Genomic DNA, 18,194 nt, shown 5'->3' on the forward strand with positions numbered 1-18,194 from the left:
AGAAAGAATGTCACCGTGGTTTCACACATTACTGCCGCGTCCCGCGGCAGCCTTGCGATTAATCTGCCTGCCATTTGCAGGGGGGAGCGCCAGCCATTACCAACCCTTTGCCAACGGATTACCCCCGTGGGTTGAACTTTGCGCTGCTCAACTACCGGGACGTAGTACGCGCCTGCGCGAAGCGCCTTGCCTGCGGGTAGCTGAAGTTGTTGAGGCGTTGCGGCAGCACATTCCGCTCGATAAACCGTGGTTATTGTTCGGTCACAGCCTGGGATGCCGTTTGGGTATGTCATTAATGCAGGCATTACAGGAACATGGGCAGCGTTTGCCTCTCCATTTTATTGCTTCAGGCTGTCGACCGCTGCATCTGATTCGTGACATATCGCCGATGTCATCGCTTTCAGACGCTGCATTTATCCAGCGTCTGCAAGGGTATGGGGGGACGCCGCCGGAATTGCTTGCTCATCAGGAACTGATGGCGTTGGTTTTGCCTATGCTACGGGCTGATTTCCGCTTGGTAGAGGATTACCACTTATCCTCTGTCACACCATTACCACTACCTGTGACGATAATGGGGGGACGCCAGGATCAGAATGTTCCCTTGATGGAGCTGCCACAGTGGCAGACGTTGTTTACCGATCCTGTGACGGTACGGTTATTTGACGGTGGGCACTTTTTTATTCAGCAGCAGAGACAAGCGGTGCTCGAGGCGCTTACGCAAATTTTGCAGCGCTATCATGTTGACGAGAGTATTGAAGATACTTCCTGTGTTCGCTCACCAAGTCTACTCACGCGAAAATAACACGCTGGCCGCATCGTCGTCCTGCGTCAGGAACCGAACTTACCGACATGGAACGACGTTCACTCGTTCATGGTGTTTTCACTCATTGACTTATGTGGTTAGCGTTCGCTGGTGAAGAACAAATTCCTGCTGCCGGACTCGTATAAACACTGGGGCTTTGAATAGCGCTTGTCATACTGGCGCCAAAAGCAAAAACCCGCCTTTTGGGCGGGTTCTTTAAATTAGTGGTGCCGGACTCGGGATCGTACTTACGATTAACATGCTGTTTATTATTGTTTTTGTTGGAAAGACGATCAAGCAGCGCCCCCATGAAAGCCCCCATAAAAAATCGCTTTGTTTTTGTGATGGTTGTCACGATGAATCGGTGTTTTAGCTGTTAACGTCGCTAAAAACGTGGTTTCATCTCCTATGCAGGCAACAGCCGATACCTCTCTGTGTTGAATATCTCTTAAACGTAGACTTGATATGTAGGATTCGTGGTTTTTGAGATAATCATAAATGATGTTATCTATAATATATGGATTATATTGGTATTTTTGCTATTATTTTGAGATGTTCTCATACTCTATTTGAGATAACTACATATCATGGCTCAATTTAATCACTTTGAACTTTCACTTCTGAACCCCAGTTTTGACTCCCCTTTAGTCGACGCTCTGACAGAGCTGGAGTTACTCCGGCATCTGAGACTGGAAACGGATGTTCACCCTATCCTGTTTGCGCAATTGAAAGCCGTTTTCCACATGCTGGAGAGTCTGGGTTCTGCGAGGATTGAGGGAAACCACACGACACTTGCCGACTATGTGGAAAGCAAAGTCGAAGGAACACAGAGTTCAACGGACCAGCTCAAAGAAATCAACAATATTGAAGCCGCGATGGAATTCATCGACGAACATCTAAATAATGGTGATGAGATAACGGAATATTTTATCCGCGAGTTACATAGTCTGGCGGTTGTCGGGTTGCAACAGGAAGGCGACAGAACGCCCGGTGCCTATCGACAACATAATGTCAGCATCGCTCAGTCTGACCATTTACCGCCGGAACATATCCACATTCCTGACTATATGTCAGAACTGACCGCCTTTATTAACCGTGCTGATAAACCAAAATATGATCTGATGAAAATTGCACTGGTGCATCACCGTTTTGGCTGGATACATCCCTTTGGCAATGGTAATGGCAGAACGGTCAGATTGCTGACTTATGCATTGCTCATCAAGTATGGTTTTAATGTTCAGGCAGGTGGTCGGGTACTAAATCCGACAGCGGTATTCTGTAATGATCGTGAACGCTATTACGCCATGCTGTCGTTAGCGGATAAAGGAACTGAGCAGGGCTTAGAAGAATGGTGTTTATATGTACTTTCGGGAATTTCATCTGAATTGAAGAAAGTCGATCAACTGACAAACCATGCTTTTTTGAGTACGAAAATACTGTATCCGGCGATCGACTTTTCATCAGAAAGAGGGCTAATAAACCCGTTGGAATCCAAAGTTCTGAAACGCGCTGTAGAGCTAGGGACGATAAAAGCGGGTGATCTCCGTACCGCTTTACCTGATCTAAAACCAGCGCAGGTGACTTATCAGCTCGGTAAGTTGATTGACCGGGGGCTGCTCCAACCAGTGGAAGAAGGAGCTCGTTCCTATACGGCGAAATTTTCTAACTCATATCTGATCCGCGGGGTGATTAAGGTTCTGCGTGAAGAAGGGTTTATTCCTGATTTGTAATCTCGTTTCTCTCTGTTGCTTGCTAATACACTTTTACCTGATTGAGCTTAGAAAATCTAAATAACTTTGAGTAGTAATAGTCGATAGCTTTAAGGGAACTCATTGCGAATTAATCGATCTGAGCAATCGCCAAACATCATAAATCACTAACTGGACTGAGCGATGCAAATAATGGCATTAATCCCTGATGAAGAACGACTACTAATGTGTAAAGAAATCTAGCGTACAGGCGATAAATAAAAATTACGCCAGATGGCTCATTGGCATGCTGATGCTGCATCGCGTGATGACTGTCACCAACGTTGCCAAACTGCTAAGCTCGCTCATCTGCCTGTCGATGGATAAATTGGTATACTTTACATTGTGTTAAGAGACTACAAGCCTTAGACCCGGACTCGCTTCCCTATGACCTGTTGCTGATATTCTTAAGACTATTCTGTTATTGGTACAATTCCCCTCTGTAGGATAGGATATATAATAATCAAACTATAGAAACGATGATTAGAAATAACACCCCCATTAAAGTTATAATGGGGGTGTTATAGTTTATTAATTAATATGTATATAAGGTTCAACTGTGATTTTATCTTGTCGTATTTTAAATAAAACTTTATCCCCAGTTGTTAATTGCAATACACTGTCATTGATGGCTTCTCCTTCTATTTTAAAAGGACCATGCTGAATGTGAATTTTTCTCTTATTGTGTGCGATGTTATCAATTATTCCTATATATTCTCCATTTTTTAATTTGAATCTATTGTCTGATGGTTTTGAATGGTTTTTTACATTTTTTTCTATAGGGTTTTTTGATAGAAATTGCATAAAATCGTCTATGAGTTTTTTAGTAACCTCAGGGTTCCTGTTTTCTTTTTCATTTATTTTTTTTGATTTTAAGAATCTGGCTGCCGCATTAAATGCAGGTTCAATTTCATCATCGATTCGTATCATTAGTTGTAAGAACCGTTTATCAATAATAGCCATTCCCCTATGTAACTCTGGGGCAATAGCTCTTTTTATTAATAAGGCGAGATGGAAGCTCCACTCTCTTAATTGACGGTCTTTGTTGGCGAATCCTTTTGTTTTGAAGGTGATGTGATGAGCTGCAAAATATAAACCTGGGTAGTCATCTTCGGAAAAAAGTTCACTAGATTTTTTTTGATTATATTCAGACAGTAGCGTTCCATAGTAATAATGAACCTTGTGCGGCTCTTCCAAAACTGTTGATACGAAAGATTTAATTAATGTCGGCGCTGATGTGATAAATTGTTGTTTTATTTCTTGTTCATGGTCATATTGATGAGGTCTGCGTTCATAGTAATATTCGTATCCAACATTGTTTCTCATTGCATTAAAAAAATCTTCTACTAACCGATGGTATGGGCGAATTGTTGCAAAAGCTTCTTTTGTTACTTGTGATTGACTGTTAGTTGTCGATATCACTTGCCCACTTAAATCAATATCTGTGGTTTCCACAAGTTTTATTGTTACATACATATCATCAGTCAAAAGTTTTCTATTATTATATAGCACGTGACTGGTTTGGCACCCATTTACAACTTGGAATTGAGATAGTTGAAAATTATCTCCAGATGGGACTATTCCCTTTGCGACGATAGTTAGTCCGTTGTTGAGTATGGCAAATCTGTCTCTTCCTTCCGTTTTCTTAATGGTTTGAGCTATATCATCATTAACTAGATTCTGATTGCCTAGAAAGTCACGAACATTCTCAAAAAACAATCCTTTATTAATATCACCGTTGCTCTTTTGTATTATTTTTACATAATCAGAGCATTTCACTACACCTAAATAAGCCGATTTTGCTCCTTTTATTTTCGGGAGGGAAACGTGTCTCTCGAAAGGGATTTCTACAAAAATATCATTTTGTGTTTCTCTGTATAATTTTGCAATTGCATCTCCATCATATATATCACATGTTACAGAAGAAGATAAATATGGGATTGACTGCATATCTTTTAAAAAAACGTCTTTTTGAGATATAATGTCATTATTGTTATTATCAAAATGGCCAGTGTAGACAAAATCTAATTCAATTCTAGGTAAATTTTTTAGTTTTGCACTCTTATTGTAAATATAGGTTTTAAGGTCAAATGCTTTATGTAACTGAGTTGGCACTGCCTGCCTGTCTTTACCAAAAAATGTCTTTACAGTTGATGTGAATTTTAAAAAATCCCCGAAATTAAATTTAGTGGATGTTTTTGATTGAGAGAATATGAATTTAACTTCAAATTGTGCTCGTGTGAAGCTCTCTAGGTCAGTCATTTCATCAATAATTATTCCGCCAATTGAGATTGCAATGCCATCAACCCCGATACATTCGCCAGTGCTAACTTTATCAAATTCAAAAGAGTCATAATGATCAGATTTCAATAAACAATAGTTGACGAATTTTTCAAATTGTAAATCTTGATTGTCATTTTCTAAATTATTTTTAATTACGAACTCTCGAAGCATGCCTGATAAAATTATATTATCCATAATATACCTTCATTAGTGAATAAGTGTGAATGTATTTTCTAGCATTAAATATTGAGTAAATCAACAATGAAATTTATTATTTTTTTAAAGGGATAAGATTAACAAAATGATGGTACGATTCCCCGCTACTAAATTCCTTGCTGCCATTAAATAAGCACACTATCTTTTTCCATTATCTACAAAATCAGGTGCCGAGATTGCTCTTCAGAATATCATACCTGCGACATATGACATCCCTAGCGTCTTTTTTATACAGTAGACTGGGTGGGAGCATTGCAAGACGCATCGGTATCCAGTAAGTCTGATAAGACCAATTCTGTCCGGTATCACCACCTATATGGCTATTCTCTTTCGTGGTAGTTCAAACAATCATTTTCCATATTATTAGTTTAATTTTAAAAATAATTATATGGACTAATTTATTTTTCCCACTGAACTATTTCACCATTATGTAACTTTAAAATAACCTCAGCAAAATCATCATCAACCGTATAAAAATAACACTCAGGCACATTAAGAACTTTAGCAAACGCGCACATCATCTCAAATGTTGGGCGATGTATACCGCTTTCATATTGGGATATGCGTGATCGTGCAGTGGCTTCCTCAATGCCAGCCAGTACGCCTAGCTTTTCTTGAGTGAGATTGGCTTGTAAACGAGCCGTTTTAAGGCGAATGGGCAACATGATGGCACCATCAATAAGGATATTGATAGCATGTTTAGCACTACTTTACATGTAGGTTGCTTAGACTTCCTGAACAATCAAGGAGGGGATTTACTTGCATTCGTTAAGAATGACTCTGATGTTTAAGGTAAAGCTCCAGAACCATCTCAGCAAAATCATCGTTAACGGTGTAAAAGTAGCATTCCGGCACATTAAGTACCTTTGCAAATGCGCACATCATTTCAAATGTTGGACGATGTATCCCACCTTCATACTGAGACACGCGGGAACGCGCAGTTTCTTCTTCAATGCCAGCAAGAACTCCCAATTTTTCCTGAGTTAGATTAGCCCGTAGTCGGGCGGCTTTGAGACGAGTAGGCAGCATTCATTACACCATCAATGATCATACATTGACTTAGTGTTTAGCATTACTTAACATCGTAGTTGTTTAGACTATCTGAACAAATGATGTTTAATGTGAGGCCACAAAATAAGGATCATGGAGATGATTGATAAGGATTGGCACCCGGCAGATATCATCGCCGGGTTAAGAAAGAAGGGAACAACATTGGCAGCCGTTTCCCGAGAAGCGGGGTTAGCGTCTTCCACGCTGGCAAACGCGTTAACAAAACACTGGCCGAAAGGGGAAAAGCTGATTGCGGAAGCGCTGGGGGTTTCACCTGCGGAAATCTGGCCTTCCCGTTACCGCAAATCAGAAGATCGTTAAAGTAAAACAGGATCTCCCGAACCGTTATCGAACAAGATCGGTAACGGTTCGGGAGAAGGCAAGCGAAGCGCGACAGTTTACTTTTGTTGTTCGCCCCATGCTCTCACCCCGTGACTTCGCCCCATGGTATGGGGCAAGTATATGCGGCGAGCGCATGAGGCGAATGCGGTGGCAGCAATGCAGCCCTGTGTCGGAAAATACATTTCCCGACACAAAACGGCGTGCGCCAGTTCATGCGGGCTGGACGCCCTTATTGCCTTTCGCATGGGGGTAATGTCGTGGCTGGACGCCACGCCAAAACCCCCAGGGTCAACGGCGGCACACCGTCGCGCGCTACGCGCGACCAACCCCTTTAAGACGCGCGTTTTAGCCTGTTATTTCTCTTTCTCGCAAGCTCGGTGCGAAATAACGGGAAACGCTGCTTTAAATGGGTTGGTCGCGCCTCGCTACCGGCTTGTGGCCGGGACTTAGCGGCGACGGTGTGCGGGGCAAGCCCCCCCAAATAAACCGACGCGTGGGCGCGTCTTTTTGCTCGCTGGGACGGCAAAATTTATTCGGCTCCCCCGGCCAGCTCGGTTTCCCTTGGGGGGGAAAACGCTCGCGGGTGGGTTCGGGCGACGCAAATTAGCCATTTCTACGAAATGGAATTTACTCGCCTCACGCCACTTTTTTAATTTCTGCTGTTCGCATCCATTAAAAAAGCCATACAAGCGCAGCCTGTCATATCGCTTGTCCCTGTAAAAACGGGTAATTTTGATGATGACAGAATCCCGCTGTTGTATCAGGGATGTTCGGTGCTCGCTCTGCTGCGCTCCGCCTCAGCCCTGATACAACAGCGGCGTAGAGAAACAAGATAAGCCGCCTCTGTTCGATTAGAAGCGACTTATTCCATCGGTGTATAAGTCTGGCTCAGGCAACCTTAATCGACTTTTCAAAGCGGTAAGCCGGGATGAATTGATGCTGACAGGCATCGAGATAATCTGACCACCATTGCATCATCTGAGTCCGTTCGTCGAGGTGTTCCGCTTTGTGAATATAGGCGGCACGAACGTGATTGCGCTCCTGATGGCTCATCTGCCGCTCCAGAGCATCTTTTGACCAGCGACCTGATTCGATCAACGCACTACACGCTATCGTGCGGAAGCCATGTCCGCAGATATCCACCTGTGTGTCATAACCCATTGTGCGCAACGCCTTGTTGATGGTGTTCTCACTCATTGGCTTACGGGCATCGTGATCGCCGGGGAAAAGTAAATCCCCGTTGCCGGACAACAGTTTTAGCTGCTTCAGTACCGTTACCGCCTGTTTTGACAGCGGCACAAGATGCGGCGTTTTCATTTTTGCGCCACGCTCTGAGTGGCGCACGCCAGCTATGGGCTCCCGCTGTGCGGGAAGTGTCCACATGGCGTTATCCAGATCGATCTCTACCCAACGGGCAAAACGCAATTCACTGGAGCGGATAAAGATCAGCAAATTAAGCTGTACCGCCAACCTTGTTAGCAGTCTGCCTGAATAGCCTTCTATCCTTTCCAGCAGTTCCGGCAACTTTTCCAGCGGTAGGGCAGGGTAATGGTTTTTCGGCGGCGGGGTGATCGCGCCGCAGAGGTCATTGGCCGGATTGCTGGCAATCAGTCCTTCCTGTACGGCGTAACGCATGATGACCGTCGTGCGTTGCTGTATCCGTGCAGCCGTTTCCAGACAACCCTTTTTCTCCGCTACCCGCAGCGGGATCAGCAGGTTGGCGGTTTTCAGGTCGGTGACAAGGACATTGCCGATGAGCGGGAAAACGTGCAGTTCCAGTGAACGCAGGACTTTGGCGGCGTGTGCCTCACTCCAGCGAATGTTCGTGGCCACCCACTGACGAGCGATGGCTTCAAAGGTATTGCCGTTTTTCCTCGCCTGTTTGCCGTGCTGTTTTTTTACGCCGGGATCGTTCCCTGCGCTGAGAATAGTTCGGGCTTCTTCACGCAGTTTACGGGCACTGGCAAGCGAGACAGTCGGGTAAGCGCCAAACGCCAGCTTCTTCTCCTTGCCGCCGAAGCGGTACTTAAGATGCCAGAGCTTGGAACCGTTAGGTTTAATCAGCAGGTACAGACCCTGCGCGTCGCTGAGTTTGTAAGGTTTATCGAGCGGTTTGGCGTTGCGGATGGCGGTATCAGTCAGAGGCATAGCGGGGGCTCCGTAGTTTATCGAACCGACAGGCCCCCAATTAAGCCCCCAAAAACTACGGATGTCAAAAAATCTGGTAGTACCTTGAGGTGCTCCAGATTTTCATCAACTCACTGATTTTTCTATGTTCCCGGACGTATAGGAACGTCCCAAAACAAAAATATGGTGCCCGGACTCGGAATCGAACCAAGGACACGAGGATTTTCAATCCTCTGCTCTACCGACTGAGCTATCCGGGCAACGGGGCGCATTAAACCGTATTGGCCGCACGGCGTCAACGGGTTTATCAACGAAAGCGCGCAAAACCCTGCTGACTGCCGACTTTTCAGCCAAAATGCGGGCTTTACCGCATTTTGTGCCTGAAATCAGGTGAGTGCACCGTTTTTGCGGCACAGCGCAAAGCGTAAGACATCTTCTGCCAGCCGCTGGGCGGTGGCGATACTGGCGGCTTGATGCTTGACCAGCAGGTTGCTCAGGCAGCCTTCCAGAATCAATTCCATCTGCTGTGCGACCATTTCGGGATCGTCGGTTTCCAGCTCTTCCAGCAAATCACGTGTGTATTGGTAAGACGCCAGCTTCTGCTGTTCCGCAATTTGGTGGATAGGATGGGTGATATCAGGGAAAAAGCTGCACGCCGCAATAAACAAGCAGCCCGGATAGCGCTGTTTGTTTACCGACTCATGCAGCACCTGATAGCGTGCCAGCAGTTTCTGTTCGATGGTTTTCTCGTCGTCTAGTAGCAACTGACGCCGCCAGGTATCGACTTGCTGGCTATGGTGACGCAGGCCGTCGTACAGCAGCGCCTCCCGATCCGGCCAGAAGGGCGTCAGCTCCTCTACCGGAACCCCCAGCCTCTCCGCCAGCATATCCAGTGTCGTCATGGCAAAACCGTGCTGCTCCAGTAGCGTAAGCGCGTGTTCAAGTACGTCTTCCCGTTGCATTAGGTCTCCTCCAGAAGCACAACAAGCGAATTGAAAGTGTCGTTTATGGGCTGAATTTCTGCAAATGTGCCTGAAATTGTTCAGCATTCATAAAACCGGTGACGCGCGAACCGGGGATCTCTTTCCCCTGAGCGTCAAAAAATACGATGGTCGGCAGCCCTAAAACCTGTAGCTTTTTCAGCAGCGCATTTTGTTCTGCGCGGTTAGCGGTGACGTCCGCCTGTAGCAGCGTGATGCGCGACAGATGGTTTTGCACTGTCGGGTCGCTGAACGTGTATTTCTCGAACTCTTTGCAGGCTACGCACCAGTCCGCGTAAAGATCGAGCATAACAGGCTGAGTGCTCTTTGCCAGCGCACTGTTGAGATCGGCGATATTGGCGACAGGGGCGAAGTTCAGTGCGGAGGTATGAGTTTGCGCCACGCCCGTTGGAGGGAATACCCAGTCTTGCAGCGGTTTGGCGCTGATCACTACGCCTGCCAGCAGCAGTAGCTGCACGCCGCGCATCCAGCCTTTACTGCTGCGCAGCGTCAGCATGAGCGCCCAGCCAAAGAAGGCGATACCGAGCGCGCTCCACAGGCGGGTTCCCCAGGTTTCTCCCAGAATGCGTTCCAGCAGGAAAACGGGCAACGCCAGAATAATAAAGCCAAACGCTTCTTTAACGTACTGCATCCACGGGCCGCTGCGTGGCAGCAGTTTGTTGCCAAACAACGTGACCAGAATGAGCGGTAAGCCCATGCCCAGCGCGTAGAGATAAAGCGTGCCGCCGCCTGCCAGCATGTTGCCGCTCTGGGCGATGTAAAGCAGGATGGCACTGAGCGGGGCGGTGGTGCAGGGGGAACAAATCAGTCCTGCCAGTGCGCCCATGAAGAATACGCCCGTGACGGAGCCGCCCTGCTGACGGTTGCTCCACTCTGTCAGTCGGGTTTGTACCGAGGACGGGAGCTGGAGTGTATACAGGCCAAACATGGACAGCGCCAGCGCAGCAAACATGACTGACAGACCAATCAGAATATAAGGATGCTGAAGTGCAGCCTGAAAGCGTAATCCGGCGGCGGCGACAACCAGCCCGAGCAGCGTGTAGGTCAGCGCCATCCCCTGAACATAGGTCATCGACAGCAGCAGCGTGCGGCGCGGCGTCAGTTGTTCTTTTCTACCCAGCACCAGGCTGGCAATCAGCGGGTACATTGGCAGGACGCAAGGAGTAAAGGCGACGCCGATGCCAATCAACAGCGCCCACCACGGCGAGAACGGCATGGGCGTGCTCTGCGGCGGTGTGCTTTGGTTTGATGGTGTTGCCTTGTCTGATAGCGTAGTGAGCGGTGCACGGGTGTCTGCGTTAGCCTGCACTTGACTGAGAGGAACAACGCGCGTTTCCGGCGGATAGCAGAAACCCGCATCGGCGCAGCCTTGATAGGTCACTTTGACAGTCGCACCGCTCTCGGCCCGTTCAATGGGAACCGCTAACGCCAGCCGATCCCGCAGAATAAAGACCTGACCGAAGAACTCGTCGCTATGGCTTTCGCCCTGCGGCAGTTCCACCTTGCCAAGCGTGGCACCGTTTCCTTCGATCTTGATCTGTGCGCGATACAGATAGTAATCGGGATGAATATCCCAGCCCAGGTTGAGCTGGTTGTCCTGCTGCTGAAACTCAAAGGCGAACGCCCCGTCGACCGGCAGAAAGCGTGACGTCGTGCTGTTGCCAAACAGTTTCTGACCAAAAGAAGAGGCGGCTACACTGGGTGTGCCGAAAGCCGTCCATAACAGGAAAATCAGCGTAAAGATGCGTTGAGCCATGTCAGATAATCGCTATCGCCCCCGGATACCGGCAGAACTAATAGCTCCGGCGTATCGTAAGGGTGTTGTTGTTTCAGGTGAGTCAGCAGCGCTTGCTGATGTGAGGTATCGCTTTTTATCAGCATTTGTACTTCTGATTGCTGTTCGAGCTTGCCTTCCCAGTAATAGAGCGAACGTGCGCCGGGCAGTAGGGTGACGCAGGCAGCAAGCCGCGTTTCCAGCAGCGAATGGGCAAGCCGTTGCGCACAGGCGTCGTCAGGTGCGGTACATAATATGACGACGGCAGCGCAAAGCGGGCGGTCAGACATCACATCCTCCGTGTCAGATGAACAAATTCCAGACAACCAGAGCCACACTATACCTTGCTTTATTGTTTGAAGGGAATGAACTGCGCGGGAGGAATGAGGCGGATCGACGAGTTAAGCCGATCCGCAAGGGACTGTCTAAAAGGCAATCGTTAGATCAGGATGCTACCGAGGATAAAGCCAAATATCACCGACAGCGTAATTGCCAGCACGCCGGGAATCAGGAAGGAGTGGTTAAACACAAACTTGCCGATGCGCGTTGAGCCGGTGTCATCCATCTCCACCGCCGCCAGCAGAGTCGGATAGGTCGGCAGAACGAACAGGGCGGAAACGGCAGCAAAAGACGCCACCGCCGTGACCGGAGAAACGCCCAGCAGCAGCGCCGCAGGCATCAGTGCTTTCGCGGTTGCCGCCTGAGAATAAAGCAGCGTGGCGGCGAAGAACAGCACAACGGCCAGCATCCACGGGTAGCTTTGCAGCAGCGCGCCTGCGGTATCCTGAATATCGGAAATGTGCGCTTTAACAAAGGTATCGCCCAGCCAGGCCACGCCCATTACGCAGATACAGGCACTCATGCCAGACTTGAACGTGCTGGCTGAGAGGATGCGCGCGGTGTCGATTTTACAGGTGATGCAAATCAGCGTGGCGATCGTCAGCATAAAGACCACAATCGCTTCGTTACGCGGCAGAACCGGATTCTGAATCAGCCCAGCCGTGCCGCTAATCGCCGTGGCATACAGCACGACAGCGATGATGCCGATCAGAAACAGCGTCACGGAAAGTTTGGCGCCCGGTTTGATCTCATGCTGGCTATTACCGCGCAGCGTGGTTTCGCCTTTTTTCAGACGTTCCTGATAAATCGGATCGTCTTTCAGTTCTTTACCCAGGAAATTGGTCACAATTGCCGTCAACAGGATTGCTGCCAGCGTGGTAGGGATGCAGATACCTAACAGCAGCAGATAGCTAACCCCGTGTGGCTCAAGAATACCGGCGACAAACACCACTGCCGCAGAGATCGGCGACGCGGTAATGGCGATTTGTGAGGCGACAACGGCGATGGAGAGCGGGCGAGAAGGACGAATCCCCTGCTCTTTGGCGACTTCGGCGATAACGGGCAGGGTGGAAAACGCGGTGTGCCCGGTTCCAGCCAGAATCGTCATGAAGTAGGTGACCAGCGGCGCGAGAAAGGTGACGTATTTCGGGTGCTTACGCAGCAATTTCTCCGCCAGACTGACCAGATAATCCATTCCGCCCGCCACCTGCATCGCAGCGATGGCGGCGATAACGGCCATGATAATTTCAATGACATCAAAAGGGATGACGCCGGGCTTTATCTGAAACCCCAGCGTAAGAACAAGCACTCCCAGGCCACCGGCGAAACCAATGCCGATGCCTCCCAGTCGTGCCCCCAAATAGATGGCGAGCAGAACGATAAACAACTCAAGACCAAGCATGACTATGCTCCTTAATTAATAATAAAAATTTCATAACTTATTCTTATGGCCGTAGACGGCAAAAAATAAAGGCACGCGGTTCTTCGTGAACGGACGTGCCTGTTGGAATTAGATGTTGGTGTTAGGGAAGCTCGTTTTCATCGGTATAGCGTTTGGCTTTGTACGCCGGATGCATCAGGTTCTGGATGGAGAAAATGTCATCCAGCTCGGCTTCGGTCAGCAGGCCGCGCTCCAGTACAACTTCACGCACGCTTTTTCCCGTTTCTGCACAGATCCTGCCGACGATATCGCCGTTGTGGTGGCCGATGAACGGATTTAGGTACGTCACAATCCCAATAGAATTGAAGACATAGGCTTCGCACACGCTCTTATTGGCGGTGATGCCGTTGACGCATTTCTCCAGCAGGTTGTAGCAGGCGTTGGTCAGAATGTGGGTCGATTCAAACATCGCCTGACCGATGACCGGCTCCATCACGTTTAACTGTAATTGTCCCGCTTCCGAGGCCATGGTGACGCAGGTATCGTTACCGATGACCTTGAAGCACACCTGATTGACGACTTCCGGCACGACTGGGTTAACCTTGGCGGGCATAATTGAGGAACCCGCCTGTAGCTCTGGCAGGTTGATTTCATTCAGGCCCGCGCGCGGGCCGGAGGAGAGCAAACGCAGGTCATTACAGATCTTCGACAGCTTCACGGCCAGACGCTTCAGCGAACTGTGCACCATGACATAGGCACCGCAGTCTGACGTCGCTTCGATCAAATCTTCTGCTGGCACACAGGGCAAGCCGCTGACTTCTGCCAGACGCTGTACCGCCAGTTGCTGGTAGCCATCTGGCGTATTCAGACGTGTACCAATGGCGGTCGCGCCCAGATTGACTTCAAGCAGCAGTTCCGCCGTGCGCAGCAGGTTTTTGATTTCTTCCTGCAACAGCACGTTAAATGCATGAAATTCCTGGCCGAGCGTCATCGGTACTGCGTCCTGCAACTGAGTACGCCCCATCTTTAGCACGTCTTCAAATTCTTTGGCTTTGCGTTCGAAGCCCTCACTCAACTTCGCTATCGCCTCGGTCAGCTTCAGGACGGAAGCGTAGACCGCGATACGAAATCCGGTGGGGTAGGCATCATTCGTGGACTGGCATTTATTCAGATGATCGTTGGGGTTCAGGTACTGGTATTCGCCTTTCTGGTGGCCCATCAGCTCCAGACCAATATTGGCTAATACTTCGTTGGTATTCATATTGACCGACGTGCCAGCGCCACCCTGATAGACATCCACCGGAAATTGATCCATGCATTTGCCGTTATTCAGCACTTCATCACAGGCACGGATGATGATGTCGGCAATTTTTTTCGGGATGGTTTGCAGCTCTCTGTTCGCCAACGCCGCGGCTTTCTTCACCATGACCATGCCGCGTACGAACTCGGGAATGTCGCTGATTTTATTGTTGCTGATATAGAAATTTTCGACAGCGCGCAGCGTATGCACGCCATAATACGCGTCTGCGGGAACTTCTCGGGTGCCTAACAGGTCTTCTTCAATACGGATGTTTTCTGACATGAGAGTGCCTATCCTGTTGTGCGACTAGTGGTGCAACTAGACGTTGTGGGCTGGTGTTATCTCGTAAAACCATTATCTCGGCAATCAATTATCTCGAAAAATAATTAAATTTTAGACAAATTGTCTTATCTAGGCAGTCTTGTCGGGATGTCTGACCAACCAATAATTCATTGCCGCTAGGATATGTCGTTATGGTAGTGAAAAATAGGTGTTTAGATCACTATACTGGCGTTCTCTACCGTTACGGTAAATGAACTGTGACTGTAGTCACGTGTCACTATTTTAGAACAATAATCGTGTGGCGGCGGCTTGAAGATGCGCAAGGTCGCCCCCATTTACATCATCACGATGTGCCGGATCGCAGAGTAGGTGTGCGCCTTTACTTATCCATGAGTAGTAAGATTCATGGGGGAGAGCGTACTGACTTTTCAATCGCGACGGCTTAACACGTTCTTATTCACACTCGTTCTGATTAACACAGTACGCGTAAAAACACACAGGAGAACCGGGTGCGCTGGTTACCGTTATTACTTATTTTTCTTTTGGCTTACATCGAGATATCGCTGTTTATTCAGGTGGCGGAAGTGCTGGGCGTTGCCATGACTCTGCTGCTGGTGGTCTTCACGTCTTGTGTGGGCGTCTCGCTGGTGCGCAATCAGGGGATGAAAACACTGGTGCAGATGCAGCAGAAAATGGCAGCCGGTGAAAGCCCGGCGGCTGAAATGGTAAAAAGCGTGTCACTGGTTCTGGCAGGCTTCTTGCTCCTGATTCCGGGTTTTCTGACTGACTTTCTGGGGCTGTTGCTTCTACTGCCACCCGTGCAAAAAAGCCTGACGCTCAAACTGATGCCTCACCTACATATCTGGCGTTCTGGCTCCGACGCGTCGTCGTCTTCTGGTGGTAACACCTTTGAGGGTGAATACCAGCGCAAGGATGGCGGGAGCGCAAATATTGAACATCGTGACGACCGTTAATGTCACGATGAACTGAAAAACAGATAAGGATTATCATATTGATAATCCTTATTTTTTATCTGCTGTCTGCGACAAGTGGCCGCCTAACGCAAAAAAAATGAATTTTCTCCCTTGAAGGGCGGTGAAACGTCCCCACTTAGAACACCACAAGGCCAATGATGAAAAGCATAAGCAAAACATCGTCGGCGTTTATCCTAAACCGATATGGACTTTCTCAAAGGAGAGCTATCAATGAATATTCGTCCATTGCATGACCGCGTGATCGTCAAGCGCAAAGAAGTCGAGTCAAAATCTGCTGGCGGTATCGTACTGACTGGTTCCGCTGCTGGTAAATCTACCCGTGGTGAAGTTCTGGCCGTAGGTCACGGACGTATCCTGGAAAATGGCGAAGTGAAGCCGCTGGATGTGAAAGTTGGCGACATCGTTATTTTCAATGATGGCTATGGCGTGAAGGCAGAGAAGATCGATAACGAAGAAGTGTTGATCATGTCTGAAAGCGACATTCTGGCAATTGTTGAAGCGTAATTGCGCGTAATCATCTGAACTGAAAGAATTTAAGGGAAATACACCATGGCAGCTAAAGACGTAAAATTCGGTAATGACGCTCGCGTAAAAATGCTGCGCGGCGTAAATGTACTGGCTGATGCAGTGAAGGTTACCCTGGGCCCGAAAGGCCGTAACGTAGTTTTGGATAAATCCTTCGGTGCACCGACCATTACTAAAGACGGCGTATCTGTTGCGCGTGAAATCGAGCTGGAAGACAAGTTCGAGAACATGGGCGCGCAGATGGTGAAAGAAGTGGCCTCTAAAGCGAATGACGCAGCAGGCGACGGCACCACGACCGCAACCGTATTGGCGCAGGCTATCATCACTGAAGGCCTGAAAGCTGTTGCAGCGGGCATGAACCCGATGGATCTGAAGCGCGGTATCGATAAAGCCGTTATCGCCGCTGTTGAAGAGCTGAAAGCACTGTCTGTACCGTGCTCTGACTCTAAAGCGATTGCTCAGGTTGGTACCATCTCTGCTAACTCCGACGAAACCGTAGGCAAAATGATTGCCGAAGCGATGGACAAAGTCGGTAAAGAAGGTGTTATCACCGTTGAAGAAGGTACCGGTCTGCAAGATGAGCTGGACGTGGTTGAAGGTATGCAGTTCGACCGTGGCTACCTGTCCCCGTACTTCATCAACAAACCAGAAACAGGTGCGGTAGAGCTGGAAAGCCCGTTCATCCTGCTGGCTGACAAAAAAATCTCCAACATCCGCGAAATGCTGCCAGTTCTGGAAGCGGTAGCGAAAGCCGGTAAACCGCTGGTTATCGTTGCTGAAGATGTTGAAGGCGAAGCACTGGCAACGCTGGTGGTTAACACCATGCGCGGCATCGTGAAAGTGGCTGCGGTGAAAGCACCGGGCTTCGGCGACCGTCGTAAAGCGATGCTGCAAGATATCGCGACGCTGACTGGCGGTACCGTTATCTCTGAAGAGATCGGTCTGGAGCTGGAAAAAGCGACGCTGGAAGATCTGGGTCAGGCAAAACGCGTTGTGATCAACAAAGACACCACCACCATCATCGATGGTACGGGTGAAGAAGCTGCGATCCAGGGCCGTGTTGCTCAGATCCGTCAGCAGGTTGAAGAAGCAACGTCTGATTACGACCGCGAAAAACTGCAAGAGCGTGTGGCTAAACTGGCTGGCGGCGTAGCCGTGATCAAAGTTGGCGCAGCAACTGAAGTTGAAATGAAAGAGAAGAAAGCTCGCGTTGAAGATGCGCTGGCTGCGACTCGCGCTGCGGTAGAAGAAGGCGTGGTTGCTGGTGGTGGCGTGGCGCTGGTTCGCGTTGCAGCGAAACTGGCTTCTCTGTCTGCTCAGAACGAAGACCAGAACGTGGGTATCAAAGTTGCGCTGCGCGCGATGGAAGCACCACTGCGTCAGATCGTTTCCAACGCTGGTGAAGAGCCATCTGTGGTTGCTAACACCGTTAAAGCGGGCGAAGGTAACTACGGTTACAACGCGGCAACGGAAGAATACGGCAACATGATCGACTTCGGTATCCTGGATCCGACCAAAGTCACTCGTTCTGCGCTGCAATACGCAGCTTCTGTTGCGGGTCTGATGATCACCACTGAATGTATGGTAACCGACCTGCCGAAAAGCGATGCGCCTGACTTAGGTGCTGCTGGCGGTATGGGCGGCATGGGTGGTATGGGCGGCATGATGTAATGTGACGCCATTGTCACCGGACGTGATTTTCCGGTGACAGGGAGTCAGGTTACAGAAACACGTCTTTCTGTCCTTTAAAGAGCACTATCCGGTCGCGATACTGGGTGGTGCTTTTTTTATGGGCCTCATTTCTGTTTAATCAATTCAATGAATTACTGAGGTGAGCGCTTTTGCGTTTGCCGATTTCCTGCCGGATTACCTGATAAATGAGTAAAGGTGCATCACGCTGGTTGCCGCATATCCTGCGACATTGCCGAAATGTTGCCACATCGGGGATGAATTGGTTTATCGCGTGTTATCGGGGGAAGCATTCTGCGCTACAATAGGAGCGCTTACTTTATTTACGAATGCTGTTATT

The 18,194-nt window shown here is 48.8% G+C and carries 16 protein-coding genes, 1 tRNA gene and 1 pseudogene; 7 read left to right on the forward strand and 11 right to left on the reverse strand.

Going from position 1 to position 18,194, the window contains the following annotated elements; all coding sequences use genetic code 11:
* The first annotated feature begins 7 nt into the window (after positions 1-7).
* Positions 8-802, forward strand: a complete 795-nt coding sequence (locus tag NAL19_RS02760; RefSeq protein WP_263058698.1) for a thioesterase II family protein — start codon at positions 8-10, stop codon at positions 800-802.
* Between the two features lie 82 nt (positions 803-884).
* Here the strand turns inward: NAL19_RS02760 and NAL19_RS02765 are convergent, their stop codons facing one another.
* The gene (locus NAL19_RS02765) at positions 885-1,157 is read right to left on the reverse strand and encodes a hypothetical protein (protein WP_263058699.1); all 273 of its coding nucleotides are present in this window, start codon (positions 1,155-1,157) and stop codon (positions 885-887) included.
* Positions 1,158-1,389: 232 nt separating this feature from the next.
* Between NAL19_RS02765 and NAL19_RS02770 the strand changes: the two genes are divergently transcribed.
* Together NAL19_RS02770 and NAL19_RS02775 are read left to right on the forward strand one after the other, a co-directional pair.
* A complete protein-coding gene (locus tag NAL19_RS02770) occupies positions 1,390-2,532 on the forward strand; it encodes a Fic family protein (RefSeq protein ID WP_033570614.1) in 1,143 nt (380 codons plus the stop codon).
* Between the two features lie 162 nt (positions 2,533-2,694).
* Positions 2,695-2,983 (forward strand): annotated as a pseudogene (locus NAL19_RS02775) (IS630 family transposase); the annotation flags it as partial.
* A gap of 98 nt (positions 2,984-3,081) precedes the next feature.
* Here NAL19_RS02775 and NAL19_RS02780 read toward each other — a convergent pair.
* From NAL19_RS02780 to NAL19_RS02790, 3 genes are all read right to left on the reverse strand, one after another.
* Entirely contained in the window at positions 3,082-5,028 is a 1,947-nt protein-coding gene (locus NAL19_RS02780; protein ID WP_263058700.1) for an AIPR family protein, read from the reverse strand.
* A 419-nt stretch (positions 5,029-5,447) separates the two neighbouring features.
* Entirely contained in the window at positions 5,448-5,714 is a 267-nt protein-coding gene (locus NAL19_RS02785; RefSeq protein WP_080164060.1) for a helix-turn-helix domain-containing protein, read from the reverse strand.
* Between the two features lie 103 nt (positions 5,715-5,817).
* A complete protein-coding gene (locus NAL19_RS02790) occupies positions 5,818-6,078 on the reverse strand; it encodes a helix-turn-helix domain-containing protein (protein WP_039477842.1) in 261 nt (86 codons plus the stop codon).
* A gap of 120 nt (positions 6,079-6,198) precedes the next feature.
* Between NAL19_RS02790 and NAL19_RS02795 the strand changes: the two genes are divergently transcribed.
* Positions 6,199-6,420: a helix-turn-helix domain-containing protein gene (locus NAL19_RS02795; RefSeq protein ID WP_010301503.1), complete on the forward strand. Its 222-nt coding sequence runs from the start codon at positions 6,199-6,201 to the stop codon at positions 6,418-6,420.
* Between the two features lie 909 nt (positions 6,421-7,329).
* Here NAL19_RS02795 and NAL19_RS02800 read toward each other — a convergent pair.
* The 7 genes from NAL19_RS02800 to aspA all read right to left on the reverse strand — a co-directional run bounded on the left by NAL19_RS02800 (position 7,330) and on the right by aspA (position 14,645).
* On the reverse strand, positions 7,330-8,589 hold the full coding sequence (locus NAL19_RS02800; protein ID WP_263058701.1) for a tyrosine-type recombinase/integrase: 1,260 nt from the start codon (positions 8,587-8,589) through the stop codon (positions 7,330-7,332).
* 163 nt (positions 8,590-8,752) lie between these two features.
* Positions 8,753-8,828: transfer RNA gene (locus tag NAL19_RS02805), tRNA-Phe, on the reverse strand.
* A gap of 126 nt (positions 8,829-8,954) precedes the next feature.
* Positions 8,955-9,530 carry a transcriptional regulator gene (locus NAL19_RS02810; protein WP_225086805.1) on the reverse strand — a complete coding sequence of 192 codons (576 nt, stop codon included), beginning with the start codon at positions 9,528-9,530 and terminating at the stop codon, positions 8,955-8,957.
* A gap of 43 nt (positions 9,531-9,573) precedes the next feature.
* Positions 9,574-11,325 (reverse strand): protein-disulfide reductase DsbD, encoded by a 1,752-nt coding sequence (locus NAL19_RS02815; protein ID WP_263058702.1) that lies wholly within the window; start codon positions 11,323-11,325, stop codon positions 9,574-9,576.
* Complete coding sequence (gene cutA / locus NAL19_RS02820) at positions 11,301-11,633, reverse strand: divalent cation tolerance protein CutA (RefSeq protein ID WP_263058703.1); 333 nt, start codon at positions 11,631-11,633, stop codon at positions 11,301-11,303. The genes NAL19_RS02815 and cutA overlap by 25 nt, the downstream gene beginning before the upstream one ends.
* 149 nt (positions 11,634-11,782) lie before the next feature.
* The gene (locus NAL19_RS02825; protein WP_263058704.1) at positions 11,783-13,084 is read right to left on the reverse strand and encodes an anaerobic C4-dicarboxylate transporter; all 1,302 of its coding nucleotides are present in this window, start codon (positions 13,082-13,084) and stop codon (positions 11,783-11,785) included.
* 121 nt (positions 13,085-13,205) lie between these two features.
* Positions 13,206-14,645 carry an aspartate ammonia-lyase gene (aspA, locus tag NAL19_RS02830; protein WP_263058705.1) on the reverse strand — a complete coding sequence of 480 codons (1,440 nt, stop codon included), beginning with the start codon at positions 14,643-14,645 and terminating at the stop codon, positions 13,206-13,208.
* A gap of 509 nt (positions 14,646-15,154) precedes the next feature.
* Here aspA and NAL19_RS02835 point away from each other — a divergent pair.
* From NAL19_RS02835 to groL, 3 genes are all read left to right on the forward strand, one after another.
* Positions 15,155-15,619 (forward strand): FxsA family protein, encoded by a 465-nt coding sequence (locus tag NAL19_RS02835; RefSeq protein WP_225086810.1) that lies wholly within the window; start codon positions 15,155-15,157, stop codon positions 15,617-15,619.
* Positions 15,620-15,850: 231 nt separating this feature from the next.
* Positions 15,851-16,144: a co-chaperone GroES gene (locus NAL19_RS02840; RefSeq protein WP_005971295.1), complete on the forward strand. Its 294-nt coding sequence runs from the start codon at positions 15,851-15,853 to the stop codon at positions 16,142-16,144.
* A gap of 45 nt (positions 16,145-16,189) precedes the next feature.
* On the forward strand, positions 16,190-17,836 hold the full coding sequence (gene groL / locus NAL19_RS02845; RefSeq protein WP_096616408.1) for a chaperonin GroEL: 1,647 nt from the start codon (positions 16,190-16,192) through the stop codon (positions 17,834-17,836).
* Positions 17,837-18,194 lie beyond the last annotated feature (358 nt).

Source organism: Pectobacterium sp. F1-1 (assembly GCF_025643735.1).
Taxonomy (GTDB): Bacteria; Pseudomonadota; Gammaproteobacteria; order Enterobacterales; family Enterobacteriaceae; genus Pectobacterium; species Pectobacterium colocasium.

What these genes read in the sequence shown, in the direction of transcription:
- NAL19_RS02760 (WP_263058698.1), top strand. Translation starts at nt 8, where the DNA reads ATGTCACCGTGGTTTCACACATTACTGCCGCGTCCCGCGGCAGCCTTG.
- NAL19_RS02770 (WP_033570614.1), top strand. Translation starts at nt 1,390, where the DNA reads ATGGCTCAATTTAATCACTTTGAACTTTCACTTCTGAACCCCAGTTTT.
- NAL19_RS02780 (WP_263058700.1), bottom strand. Translation starts at nt 5,028, where the DNA reads ATGGATAATATAATTTTATCAGGCATGCTTCGAGAGTTCGTAATTAAA.
- NAL19_RS02785 (WP_080164060.1), bottom strand. Translation starts at nt 5,714, where the DNA reads ATGTTGCCCATTCGCCTTAAAACGGCTCGTTTACAAGCCAATCTCACT.
- NAL19_RS02790 (WP_039477842.1), bottom strand. Translation starts at nt 6,078, where the DNA reads ATGCTGCCTACTCGTCTCAAAGCCGCCCGACTACGGGCTAATCTAACT.
- NAL19_RS02795 (WP_010301503.1), top strand. Translation starts at nt 6,199, where the DNA reads ATGATTGATAAGGATTGGCACCCGGCAGATATCATCGCCGGGTTAAGA.
- NAL19_RS02800 (WP_263058701.1), bottom strand. Translation starts at nt 8,589, where the DNA reads ATGCCTCTGACTGATACCGCCATCCGCAACGCCAAACCGCTCGATAAA.
- NAL19_RS02810 (WP_225086805.1), bottom strand. Translation starts at nt 9,530, where the DNA reads ATGCAACGGGAAGACGTACTTGAACACGCGCTTACGCTACTGGAGCAG.
- NAL19_RS02815 (WP_263058702.1), bottom strand. Translation starts at nt 11,325, where the DNA reads ATGGCTCAACGCATCTTTACGCTGATTTTCCTGTTATGGACGGCTTTC.
- cutA (WP_263058703.1), bottom strand. Translation starts at nt 11,633, where the DNA reads ATGTCTGACCGCCCGCTTTGCGCTGCCGTCGTCATATTATGTACCGCA.
- NAL19_RS02825 (WP_263058704.1), bottom strand. Translation starts at nt 13,084, where the DNA reads ATGCTTGGTCTTGAGTTGTTTATCGTTCTGCTCGCCATCTATTTGGGG.
- aspA (WP_263058705.1), bottom strand. Translation starts at nt 14,645, where the DNA reads ATGTCAGAAAACATCCGTATTGAAGAAGACCTGTTAGGCACCCGAGAA.
- NAL19_RS02840 (WP_005971295.1), top strand. Translation starts at nt 15,851, where the DNA reads ATGAATATTCGTCCATTGCATGACCGCGTGATCGTCAAGCGCAAAGAA.
- groL (WP_096616408.1), top strand. Translation starts at nt 16,190, where the DNA reads ATGGCAGCTAAAGACGTAAAATTCGGTAATGACGCTCGCGTAAAAATG.